This window comes from Limnobacter sp. G6BE5S, from assembly GCF_058448965.1.
This window is the reverse complement of sequence record NZ_JBZFLM010000007.1, coordinates 199284-211677: the sequence shown is the minus strand read 5'-3', so window position 1 is coordinate 211677 and position 12394 is coordinate 199284. Positions and strand designations below refer to the sequence as shown.

The following is a 12394-nucleotide window of genomic DNA, read 5'->3' as shown; positions in this document are numbered from 1 at the left end:
TAACCGTTAAATGTTAAAAATCATTCCGGCCGATAAAATGCGCAGCGGCTGGCTTCCCGGATACTGCTGTAACTCTTTTTGAATCTGGTCGTGTTCTCTGGGTTTTAGGTGACTAATCCAGATTTCACATGCTGCGTTTAATTTTTGAAGCTCACCAAACAACAAACTTGGGCACAAATGCTTGGCCAAATCTGCAAGCCATTTTTCCTTATCGGGAAAAGCAGCCTCGATAAAGAAATAATCTACCTTTTTTGCCTGGTTGATAAGGGTGAACAACCGGTCTGTTTGGTGTGTGTCTCCAGAAAAGCACCATCCACCTGTGGGCGTATCAAGGAATACACCCACGGCAGGCACCGTGTGGTCCACTGCCACCGTTGTAATTCTGCGTTTACCGAATACCAGTTCTTCTTCAGGCTGTATCTCAACATACTCCAGTACCGGGTTTTCTGCATTCGGAATTTTTGAGAAGTCAGGCCATATTTCCTCATTGAAAATATGCTGTTGCAAGGCCTTGATTGTGGGGGGGGTGGCATAGACCTTCAACGGGCGTTCACGACCAACGCCCACCGTATCGATCAGGAAGGGCAATCCACAAATGTGATCAAGATGTGAATGCGTGATGAAGACATGCTCAATTTGCTCCAAGCGAGCAAAGTCAAGCTCGCACAACCCTGTGCCTGCATCGATCAAAATATCGCTGTCGATCAGGAAGCTAGTTGTTCCTTGTCCGGGGATACCGATACTGCCGCTGCAACCCAACACCTCTACTGTAGAGTGTTTTTGCATCAAAGCCTCGTAAGAATGACGACTGCGTTGTTATGTAATTTTGTGAAGTAAACCCAGTATATCCGGAATTGCCTTACGCCCAGCCTCGTAACCCAAGGCAACGATCTCTTCTCTGCGCTCAAACTCCATCAATCCGATTTGCTCGATCGGAGGTTGAACATACAAATCACTAATCACCTTGGCTTGCCTTGATTTCTCAATGCCACCCAGCTCAATGACCCGCATGAGCGACTTCATCATGCTGGGCATTTGCACGCTGCCCTCATCGACCATGTGCGCGGTGATGTCTTCCTCAAGCCCAACATCCACGGTGAGAATTTTTCGTGCGCCGCGGGCACGCATGCAATCAACAGGCACATTGTTGACCAGTGCGCCATCTACCATGACATGCCGACCCGCCATGAAAGGCTCAAAAAACACGGGAATCGACGTACTGGCGCGCACCGCCTCCCACAACGGGCCTTGTTCAAACAAAAACTGATTGCCCGAGGTCAAATTGCAGCTCACCGCGAAAAACGGAATGGGTTGATCTTCAATCAACAAATCTCCGAATACGCTCTGGTACATGTCATTGACTGCCTTGCTTTTTACAAAACCGTGTTTGGGTATCCAGTAATCAGTCAGTTTGAATGGCAATCCTTTTTTAAAACTGGTAGCCAGCACTTTGTTCACTTCTGCTGAAGATCGACCCGACGAAATCAGGGCGCCAACCAGTGCACCCATGGATGTTCCACCCACAGAGTCAACCACCACACCGGCCTCTTCAAGCGCTTGAAAAAATCCGGCATGCGCAAACCCGCGGGCACCACCACCGCCAAGCACCAAACCAAGAGTCAGCCCCAGCACATGGCGTGCCGTGCGTGCATTGTCTGAATGGTGCCCCCGCCGCACATGCAGCAGTTTGAAACCGCTGCCAAATTCTTTGTGTATACGCTCAACCACCGACTGCTCAACCCAGCCCGCCTCGTGAACAAGGACAAACCAAACGGGCAAATCATCGTTGGCCGATTTCAGTTGTGCCCTCAATAATTCGCAACTGCGCGAATCATTCAAGGTACTTGCGCAGAGCATCACCACCATGCAATCCACTTCTTCGATCAGGCGGTCGTCCAGTTGCTCCAGCGGTTCAGTCTCGATCATTTCCACCAGCCAGCTTGTCGCACTGAGCGAATGGGGTGGCGTCACATCGCTGAGCTGCTTCCATCGCCGCAATTCGCAATGCCGTGCCATGGCAGACTGAAAACCTTCGATCGCCTGCGTGTTAAAACCCTCGGGCCGAACAAATGACTGAAACAAAATAAATTGATGCTGCTTCAAAGGACCGCTGTACCCGAGTTCTCGCTTGAATCGGGACACCAACATTCGGATAAGGTGATGGTAGACCGATCTGCTGTACTCGCCGAATTGTTCCAGGGCAGCCTGATCGATCTGGAGTAGAACACTGTCGCGGCGGGCAGAAATTGTGAGCGTGCGAGGGGCTTGGTCAAAAAAACCAAGTTCGCCGATCATTTCACCTGGATAAAAAGAGAGGGTAATGTCTTGAAAACCATCCGGACGAAAACGCTGCCCTTTCAGCTGGCCTTGTAACAAAAGGTAAAAATGGAGACTGGCCTCACCTTGTTCAAACAAGGTGTCAGCACGGCGCAAATGAACCAGTTTTGCCAACCGAATTAACTGCTCAGCTTCACTTGGCTGAATTTCGAGCTTTTTAGACAAAAGCTCAACGGCATAACTCAGCTCTATCACTGGCAAGTCAGCGGGTTCGGACAAAGGGGCACCGTTATAAGAATAATTTGACTGAATGTTAGCAAACTATTGCCTTGCCAAACACCTACCCCCATGGGGCCCCCGATCCGCGATTGCCTATCGATTCAGAAATCCTTTGAAGGCATCTTTTAATTTTTCCTCCGCCTTGCCTTTCAATTCTTCCTTTTTCTCATCTATTTTGGGTTGCAGTTTGGCTTTTGCGGCCTCCTTGGCCAGTTCTTTGAACTGCAACTCCCATTGAACCCCGGTGAACGGGCCATACAGGCGAACAGGCACGGTCACTCCGTTCAAACCGGAATCAAGTGTTTTGCCATCCTGGCCGGTGCTGGTTGCGACCACGGACGCTTTGGCCAAGTAATCAAGGCTGTTCTTGACCAGGTTCACTTGCCCGGCACCACCAATTCGAAACAGCGGCGCCATCACGCTTAAATCGTTCGAAGTTGCAACGCCATTGGCAATGTCAAAACTAACTGCGAGGGAACTGAAATCGGTTTTCTGGGTGGAATCTGTTTTTTGCGTGGCATTGCTGCCGCTGCTTAGCAGCGATTTGGCATTGCGAAACCGCTCGGCCAGGTTGATGCCTTTAATGGCCCCGTCTTGCAAACTGACAGACACCTTGCCATCCAGCGCGGCCTTCATCTGGTTCACGGTATTGCCGGTGGTGCGAATATTGATTCCCACATTGCCCTTGCCCTCCACCATGTCTTTGTCCAGCAAGGCTTTGATCACCGGTTGAACCTGAACACCGGTCATGTTCTGGTTCACGGTCACGGTTTGGGTGTTTGCATCGGCGGTGATCACACCCTTGGTTGATCCACCATACAACTTTGCATCCAATGGAGAAATAGTCAGCTTGCCACCCCGCGCCACTGCCTTGGTTTTCACTTGCTGAGCCTGAAGATTGGACACCTTCAATTCACCAATATTGGCGGTAATGTCCAGATTCAAATTGCGCAAGGGGCTTAGGTCAACTGGCGTGTCTTTGGCGGTTTCTGCAGGCTTGCCTGAATTGGTGGAGTCAGCCGCTTTTTTGGGCGGCAGCAGCGCATCAATGTCCAGCTTGTCTGCGTTCAGCACTGCAGTAATTGCTGGCTTGGTAAAGTTTTTCACTGCCGCTTTCAAATCGAAACGGGTGGCTTCAAATTTCGAATTCAAATCCAGTTCGGCAGTTTTCTCGGTGTTATTGACCACAAGCCGACCTGCCAAGGGCATGCTGGCTTCTTTTTTAGGCAATGCCGGGTCTTTCACATCCAGCTGCCCGGTCAAGGCAGCCAATTCGATTAACTGACTTTTCATGTTCAGGCTCATGGGGCTGGCCAGCTTCAAATTCACTGTGCGCTCGCCTTCCACCAAATTAACCGTGGTGTTCAAGGCTGCAGAAACCGCCTGCTTTAAATTACCCTGCAAGCCAGTCAAATCGATCGTGGCTTTGATACTGCGTGTGGGCTGCTTCAAATCCGCTTTGAAATTGAAAGCTTCGCCGCGGGCAACCGTTTCACTGAGTTCCAGCGAGGGCGAGTTCAAACTGACATCGAATGCGCCCACATTGGGCAATTGCCCTTTGGCCTTGGCATCCAGCGACTGCGCTTTGACTTCCAGCGTTTTCGGGTTTACGTTCAACGTACTGGCCTGCACATTCACATCAGCCTGTTGTTGATCCAGTTGCCCCAACACGGCAAATTTCAGGTTTTCAAAATTGGCATACAGGTTTTCACCCAAACCAAACTCAAGGCGGGTGTTCAGGTCAATGTTCAAATCAGCTTGTGGTTTGTTGGCTTTCACATTGCCCTTCAGTGCAATGTCGGTTGGCACGCCGGGTTCAATGCGGCCGCTTTGCATTGAGAAGTCATTCAGGGAGGCTTGCAGACCTGTTTGATTGTCTGTGTAGGTCACATTTACTTTTTCAAGCGCGATCGAGTCCACCGAGAAATTCAGTGCTTGCTCACCCGCTTGCTGCGTTGGTTCAGGCTCTGCTTGAGGCTCGTCTTTTTTCTCGGGATTGCTCAAGTCATCGAAATTGAACTTGCCTTCGGCGTTTTTCACCACGTTCACAGTGACACCGCTGGCCTGGACAGCGTCGACAACCACTTCGGAACTCAACAGGGGCAATAAGGCCAATGAAATGCTGACCTTGTCCGCTTTCAGAAATTGATCGGTGCTTTGAAATTCAGAGAGTGTTACGCCATTCAGGTCGGCGCCAATCGAGGGAAACCACTTTAACTGCACAGGGCCGGTGAATGCCAAATCACGCTGCTGTTTTTCCTTGACCACCGCACTGGCTTTATTCAACAAAGCCTGCTGGTCAATGGTATTCACCAAAATCGCTGCGGTGGCTGCCAATACAACTGGCACCCCCACCACAATGCCCACACCCCATGCAATCGCCTTTTTCATGGCGCACCTCCCTTAAGCTGCTTGTTCGTCCGTGGTCTGGCTGATCTTGCTCCACACACTTGGGCCTTTGGCCACTTTTTCAATCTCGGTCAAATAAGCCACGTGCAAAGCCAGCTCATCCTCAGTCGGTTCGGGCTCTGGCAAATCCAGGGCGCTAAGTTTAATGCGCTCTACACCGTCATCGTCATGGTGTGCATTCAGATCAATCACCAGGCTATCTTGCCCGCGTGTCATGGCCAAATACACCTCAGCCAGAATTTGCGAGTCAAGCAAAGCGCCGTGCAATTGACGGTGCGCATTGTTCACGCCAAGTCGGTCACACAACGCATCCAGATTGTTGCGTTTGCCGGGAAACATTTCACGCGCCATGCCCAGGGAGTCAATGACGCCATCCACATAATCGGCCATCTTGCCCAAACCAAGGCGTTCAAGTTCGCCATCCAGAAAACCGATGTCAAATGATGCGTTGTGAATGATCAGCGTGCTGCCTTGCACAAAGTCGAGAAAATCTTTGGCGATCTGTTTGAATTTGGGCTTGTCCGCCAACATTTCACCGGAAATTCCATGCACCTGAAAAGCGCCCTCATCCACCTCGCGTTCAGGATTGACGTATTGGTGAAAATGATGATCGGTGACTTGCCGTCCGTTCACCTCAATACAACCAATTTCAATAATGCGGTGGCCTTGCCGAACTTCCAGACCAGTTGTTTCAGTATCGAGTACCACGTATCTCATTGTTTCATCACCTTTTCTACACCAAGGTTTGCCAACGCATCGGCCTTTTCGTTACCGGGGTTGCCGGAATGGCCTTTTACCCAGTGCCAGCGAACCAAATGGCGCACGCTGGCTTCGTCCAGTATTTGCCACAAGTCGGCATTCTTCACCGGCTTTTTGTCCGAGGTTTTCCAACCGTTCATCTTCCACTTCGGCATCCACTCCAATACTCCTTTACGCACGTACTGCGAATCGGTGTACACGTCGATGCTGCAGCGCTTCTTCAAAGCATTCAATCCTTCAATGACAGCAGTCAGTTCCATGCGATTGTTGGTGGTATTCAATTCACCGCCACACAATTCTTTGGCATGGTCACCCGATTGCAAAAACACACCCCAACCACCTGGCCCCGGGTTGCCTTTGCATGCCCCGTCGGCATACATCACAACGCTGGCAATTCTCTGTTCACTCACAATAAAATCCTGTTGGCCTTATCCACGGTCGCCTATTGTAGGTGTTTTATTCAGCGCCTTATTGGCCACAGGTTTCAGTTGACGCGCGGATACTTTTTTGTCCTTGAAAGCAGGGCCAATCAAACGCATGCCGCGCACGCGCTTGACTGCGCATACAAAATAGACTGCGCCACAGACGGGCCACCACCGGTCGCCCGCATGCTCCATGAAACCCATGTGGCTCAGGCCCTTCTCGGTGAAGGCGGGAAAGCGATAGCAACCAAAACGACCAAACTCGGGTTCACAGGAAAGCAGTTTCAACCAGTCCTTCAAGCGACTCAAATGAATGGGTTCACAACCTTCTGGCCACACAGGTGCCCAGCGTTTCAGGGCGGCATGGCGCAAGCCCCACAATGACATTGGATTAAAACCGGTAATAACCACGCGCCCTTCGGGCATTAACACCCGCTCTACCTCGCGCAGCAACTGGTGAGGATTCTCAGAAAATTCGAGCACATGCGGCAACACGATCATGTCCAGCGATTTGCTCTCGAAAGGCAATTCTTCAAACTCGGCAAAACAATCCGGGCTGATCACCTCGACACCGGCAGGCTTGTCGGCCACCAAACCCTGCTGCACATAGGCTTTGTGCGGAATGCGGCTTTCTTTGAGACCATCGACCAAGCGGGTGCCAAGTTGCACCGCCCTGAAGCCAAACAGATCGGGCACCACTGAATCGATCCATGCCTGCTCACGACTTGTGAAGTACCGGCCCGCTGGCGTGCTCAACCATGCGTCGAGTGCTAACATTTGAGCTTGTTGTGTACTCAGTTCGTTCAGGGGTTCAGATGGAATCATTCAAGTCTTCTCAAGTTTCGAATTGGTCGGTCTACGGCATTCCGGCCTTTCAGGACAATTACCTTTGGGCGATCGTGCATGAACCCAGCAAGGCCTGCATGGTAGTAGACCCTGGTTGTGCCAAGTCGGTTCAAGATTTTCTGGACGCCCGTGGCTACCATCTTAGCGGTATTTTGATCACCCATCACCACATGGACCACGTGGGGGGAATTGATGCGCTGTTGGGCAAAGCAAAGAAAGACCTGCCGGTGTATGGACCCGCCAGCGGACGGATTGCGCAAATCAATCGCCCGGTGCGCGAGGGCGACACGGTGGATGTTCACTGCCTGGTGGCAAAAGTTCTGGAAGTACCGGGCCATACGCTGGATCACATCGCCTACGTGATCGAGCTCAAAGACACCATGAACAGCGAGGAAGTCTGGATGTTTCCCGGCGACACACTGTTTTCCGGCGGTTGCGGCCGCTTGTTCGAAGGCAGCCCCCAGCAAATGTTCGAATCGCTTCAAAAACTCAATCAATTTCCTGCAAATACCCGGGTGCACTGTGCGCATGAATACACAGAATCCAATATGCGCTTTTCGCGAGCCTACGCACCAGACTCCAAAAAAATTGAAGATCGAGAAAGTGAAGTCCGCAGAATTCGGGAACAAGGATTAAGCACTATTCCGACAACACTGGAGACCGAACGGCTCAGTAATTTGTTTATCAATGCAGCAAACCCCATTGAATTCAAACAAATACGTGAGGCAAAAGACAAATTCTGATCGCAATAATCAATTAACATTATTTTACGATCACACTTATTTGAAATAATTCAAGGGGTATCACTCAAGCTGGGGCATGGGTCAACTCTCGATTGACCTACACAAAAGTTCAACATAGGATGCACTTTCGTTTCGCACTTCGCCCTGCCCGGCACCCATACCCTTTGAAACACGACTCGTTCAAAAATGGAATCAAGCACGCAGTTAAAACGCCCTCCTTGGGACGTTTCAAGGCGATGCTGACGGTTTTGGCCGGTCTATTTCTCGGGCCCAACCTTGCATGGGCCAACACCCAGCAAGCAGAAATTGCACTAAACGGTGGCAACGAAGACGCACAACTGTTTGGACTGGTCGCACCAAACCCTGGACTTGAATTGAAACTGTCAGGTCCTCTGAAGCTGATCACACTTGATTTTGCTGAAGAACCGGGCGATGTGTGGGCCGACATCCGAAAAGGCTTTTCAATACCCGACCTTGAAACACCGGCGATCAAAGTTCGGGAACGTGCGCTGCTGAAAAACAAACGCCTGGTCAACACCATGCTGCAGCGTTCCGAGCCCTATATTTATTTCATCGCCCAGGAATGTGCAAAACGCGGTATGCCCTCCGAGCTTGCGCTGCTGCCTTTCATCGAAAGCCAATTCAATCCGCATGCCCGCTCTCCGTCGGCCGCTGAAGGTTTGTGGCAGTTTATTCCCAGCACAGGTCGTCAGTTTGACTTGAAACAAAACACGTGGGTGGATGAACGCCGGGACCTGGTGGCCTCAACCCGAGCCGCACTGGATTACCTGACCTACCTGTACGACATGCATGGCGACTGGCACCTGGCCTTGCTTTCCTACAACTGGGGCGAAGGATCCGTGTTAAGGGCAGTAAAAAAAGCACAAGAGGCTGGCCTGGAACCCACCCTGGACAATCTTGAATTGCCCCTGGAAACAAAACATTACATTCCCAAATTACAGGCTTTGAAAAACCTGATCCAAAACCCGGAGCGCTTCGGGACCACTTTGCCCAAGTTTCCCAACAAGCCTTACTTTGCGGAAATCAAACGCAGCGCAGACGTTGATCTGCGAGAAATTGCCAGACTGGCAGGCGTTGAACTGGAGATAATTCGCAAATTAAACCCAGGCTTGAACCAACCAATTTTGTATGCAGCCCACAGCAACACACTTCTGGTACCCATTGAGTACAGCGCAAAAATTCAGGCAAGCCTGAGCGTATACAAACCACCCAAACCCCAACGCAGCTACACCGTGAGGAAAGGAGACACCTTGGGTGAAATTGCAGCGCGTTTTGACGTGAGCGTTAAGGCTTTGCAACGCCTCAACGGATTGGGCAAGAAGAAGCTGATCAAACCCGGAATGAAATTGGGCATTCCCAACGCCCCAAAGCCAGGCAACTGGGAATCCTGAATTGTTACAACACAGGTGCAGCGTCGATTAGCTGGCGGGTGTAGGCATGCTGAGGATTGGCAAACAAATGTTCTGCAGAACCTCGTTCAACGACATCGCCGTGCCTTAGCACCACCACTTCATCGGCCAGATACTGCACCACAGCCAGGTTGTGGGTAATGAACAGCAAGGCCACGCCTGTTTCGTTTTGCAATCGTTTGAGCAAATTCAGTATTTGGGCTTGCACTGAAACATCTAGCGCAGAAGTGGGTTCATCACAAATCAAAATTTTCGGCTCAGATACCAAGGCACGCGCAATCGCGATGCGCTGGCGTTGCCCTCCAGAGAACTCATGCGGAAAACGCGCAAGTGCCTCGGCGGGCATGCTGACTTGTTCGATCACTTTCGCGATTCGCAAGGCGCGGGCCTGCGCATCCATGTCAGGACGCAAACTCAGCAATGGTTCTTCCAGAATTTCAGCAATTCGGTGGCGCGGGTTCAGCGAGGCAAAGGGATCCTGAAACACGAATTGAATTTTAGAGCGCCAGCCTTGGGGGCCACGTTCGGCCCACTGGCGAAGTGGTCGGCTTTCCATTAGCACATCGCCGTCTACTTTCGCATTGCTGCCCAGCAGGCCCAACAAGGCCCGGGCGGCTGTGGTTTTACCCGACCCTGACTCGCCCACCAAGGCCACGGTACGGCCCTGTTGCAAGGTTATATCCAGCTTGTTTAAAACAGGTTTGAATTGTTTTTTCAGCAAACCGCTTTTTTCAGGATAGGCCACTGACAGCGACACAGTTTGCAAAACCACTTTGCCCTGTTTACCGATCGATACCGAGTCATCGGCAGCCTGCAAATTGGCCTGTGGTTTCTTGAACGACAAATCAGCATGGTAAAAACAGCGCACGACATGGGTGTCTGTGGCAGCACTCAATTCAGGAGTGCTCTCTTGGCAATTGTCTTGCGCATGCATGCAGCGGGCGGCAAACCTGCAACCCGGCTGCGGGTTGACCAAAGAGGGCACCCGGCCCTCCAGCGCATACAAGGTCTGCCCGCGCTGGGCCTGGCTTGGCAAGGACTTCACCAGTGCGTGGGCATACGGATGCCGCGGCGCCGCAAAAAACTCGGCGGTGCTGGCTTTTTCAACCAGTTGGCCTGCATACATGAGCCCCACCGTGTCAGCCATTTGCTTCACGATGGCCAGGTCGTGCGTAATCAGCAGCATGGCCATGCCCTGCTCACGCTGCAGAGTTTTCAGCAAATCCAGCACTTGGGCCTGAATGGACACATCCAGGGCGGTAGTGGGTTCGTCCGCGATCAGTAAGTCGGGCTTTACACTCAAAGCCATGGCGATCATCACCCGCTGCTTTTGCCCGCCCGACATTTCAAATGGGTACTGTTGCAGGCGTTTTGCGGGCTCGGGAATGCCCACCCGTGCAAGCCATTCCTCGGCCTCTTTCAAAGCCTGTGCCTTGGCAGCGCCGGTGTGCAAACAAATGATTTCAGTGAGCTGATCGCCCACGGTCATCACCGGGTTCAGGCTGGTACCGGGCTCCTGGAAAATCATGGCAATGCGTTTGCCCCGCAAGGTTCGCATGGCAGTTTCGCTGATACGCAATACGTCCGTACCCTCGGTACCGGCAATACCCTCACTTAATTTCACTTGTCCGGCCACAATGGCGCCACTGTCGGGCAGCAAGCGCGCAATGCTCAGCGCTGTCATGGACTTGCCACAACCCGATTCGCCCACCAAGGCGAAAGTCTGCCCCTTTTCAATGGCCAGAGAAATGTCGTCCAATGCATGCACCCAACCGGCCTCGCTGGCCAGCCGGGTAGAAAGTCCGTGGATGTCGAGCAAACTCATACGCTTACACCCTTACCAAAGATTGTTTCAACTGGCGTGCGCGGGGATCGAATGCATCACGCACGGCATCGGCAAACAGGTTGGCTGACAGCACCAGCAACAGCATGAATACAAACGCTGCCACCAGGCTCCACCATACAATCGGTTCACGGCTTAACTCCAACCGTGCCGCATTAATCATGGTGCCGTAACTGAAGGTACTTGGGTCTACGCCCACGCCCACATAACTCAGCACGGCTTCGGCCAGCACCAGGCCAGAGAAATCCATCACCATGGCGATCAGAATCAGGTGCATCAAATTGGGCAACAAATGCGAGAACAGAATTTTTACGCTGGAAACACCACTGGCCCGTGCTGCGAGAATGTAATCCTGCTCGCGCATTTTCAATACCTCGCCGCGAATTAGTCGGGCAAGCCCTGTCCAACTGGTCAAGCCCAAAATAGCGCACAGGAAAAACAGGCGAAGGTCTGCCTTTTCAACCGAGGATGCAAATGCTTCGGGGTTGGCATCCAGTGCAACCTGCAACATCAGTACCGTTGCGGCAATCAGCAGCACGGAAGGAATGGAATTCAAGGTGGTGTAGATGTACTGAATAATGTCATCGACCCAACCCCTGAAATAACCAGCGGCCAAACCCATGGCAATGCCCACGGGCAGTGTTAGCAAAGTGGTCAACAAGCCAATCAGCATTGCGGTGCGCAGGCCTTTCAAGGCGATGTAAAACACATCAACACCCACCTTGTCGGTGCCCAGCACATGGTAGGCCTCGGCCCACTTCCAAACCACACCGCCGAGAATACACAACACAAACAAGGTCCACACCACAGCCTGATATGCACCACTGCCGGTGAACACACTGATGTTGTTTTGGTGTTCGGCATTGGACATGGCCCGGCGAATAATCCACAAGGCCGAGAGGAAAAATGCCCACAACACCGCACCGCCCAGTGCGCCTTGATACGCCCGTTTCAACAGGTCCTGGCCTTTCAGGCTTTCATCTTGCAGGTGCGCACCACCAAACTGCAAACGGGCATAATCGCGCACGGGTTTGCCGTTCAACTCCATGGTCTCTTTGCTCAGGGCTCGAGTGGCCAGGGGCGCGGAATACGATTTTTCGCGCTCGTAGGCCAATGGGCCCAAGGCGACGTCCAGCACCGAAATGATGGGATTGGCATAGCGGCTTTGTTGGTCAACATTCAACCGAAGATGAACACTGTCCAACAAGGTAATGACCACCGCCAACAGCAGAATCACCAAACTGGCACTGGCAATTTTTGATTGAAACACCAAACCCCAAGAAGCGCGCGACAACGGGCTTTTGATCACACTGCGGGCATAGGCCAATACGCCCAAAACCAGCAGCCAAATGAGTACATCAGTGAGCAATAGTGTGGGTATCATCA

General features: G+C 52.0%; 10 protein-coding genes. 2 read left to right on the top strand and 8 right to left on the bottom strand.

Annotated elements, in window-relative coordinates; translation table 11 throughout:
* Window positions 1–6 precede the first annotated feature (6 nt).
* The 6 genes from ACVL1J_RS13980 to ACVL1J_RS13955 form a co-directional block, all read right to left on the bottom strand.
* Window positions 7–786: a 3',5'-cyclic-nucleotide phosphodiesterase gene (locus ACVL1J_RS13980; protein ID WP_159571326.1), complete on the bottom strand. Its 780-nt coding sequence runs from the start codon at window positions 784–786 to the stop codon at window positions 7–9.
* A gap of 30 nt (window positions 787–816) precedes the next feature.
* Window positions 817–2556 carry a patatin-like phospholipase family protein gene (locus tag ACVL1J_RS13975; RefSeq protein WP_341237467.1) on the bottom strand — a complete coding sequence of 580 codons (1740 nt, stop codon included), beginning with the start codon at window positions 2554–2556 and terminating at the stop codon, window positions 817–819.
* A 93-nt stretch (window positions 2557–2649) separates the two neighbouring features.
* A complete protein-coding gene (locus ACVL1J_RS13970; RefSeq protein WP_491665427.1) occupies window positions 2650–4947 on the bottom strand; it encodes an AsmA family protein in 2298 nt (765 codons plus the stop codon).
* 12 nt (window positions 4948–4959) lie between these two features.
* Window positions 4960–5682, bottom strand: coding sequence for a DNA polymerase III subunit epsilon (gene dnaQ / locus ACVL1J_RS13965; protein WP_159571334.1), 723 nt, complete (start codon window positions 5680–5682; stop codon window positions 4960–4962).
* Window positions 5679–6119 carry a ribonuclease HI gene (gene rnhA, locus ACVL1J_RS13960; RefSeq protein WP_201301496.1) on the bottom strand — a complete coding sequence of 147 codons (441 nt, stop codon included), beginning with the start codon at window positions 6117–6119 and terminating at the stop codon, window positions 5679–5681. The genes dnaQ and rnhA overlap by 4 nt, the downstream gene beginning before the upstream one ends.
* Before the next feature lie 33 nt (window positions 6120–6152).
* Window positions 6153–6971: a class I SAM-dependent methyltransferase gene (locus ACVL1J_RS13955; protein ID WP_341237469.1), complete on the bottom strand. Its 819-nt coding sequence runs from the start codon at window positions 6969–6971 to the stop codon at window positions 6153–6155.
* Between ACVL1J_RS13955 and gloB the strand changes: the two genes are divergently transcribed.
* Window positions 6962–7735: a hydroxyacylglutathione hydrolase gene (gene gloB, locus ACVL1J_RS13950; protein WP_159571340.1), complete on the top strand. Its 774-nt coding sequence runs from the start codon at window positions 6962–6964 to the stop codon at window positions 7733–7735. The two genes, ACVL1J_RS13955 and gloB, sit on opposite strands and share 10 nt — an antisense overlap.
* 119 nt (window positions 7736–7854) lie before the next feature.
* The gene (locus ACVL1J_RS13945) at window positions 7855–9147 is read left to right on the top strand and encodes a transglycosylase SLT domain-containing protein (protein WP_491665426.1); all 1293 of its coding nucleotides are present in this window, start codon (window positions 7855–7857) and stop codon (window positions 9145–9147) included.
* 4 nt (window positions 9148–9151) lie between these two features.
* Here the strand turns inward: ACVL1J_RS13945 and ACVL1J_RS13940 are convergent, their stop codons facing one another.
* Window positions 9152–10990: an ABC transporter ATP-binding protein gene (locus ACVL1J_RS13940; protein WP_491665425.1), complete on the bottom strand. Its 1839-nt coding sequence runs from the start codon at window positions 10988–10990 to the stop codon at window positions 9152–9154.
* Between the two features lie 4 nt (window positions 10991–10994).
* On the bottom strand, window positions 10995–12392 hold the full coding sequence (locus ACVL1J_RS13935; RefSeq protein WP_491665424.1) for an ABC transporter permease: 1398 nt from the start codon (window positions 12390–12392) through the stop codon (window positions 10995–10997).
* Window positions 12393–12394: the final 2 nt, after the last annotated feature.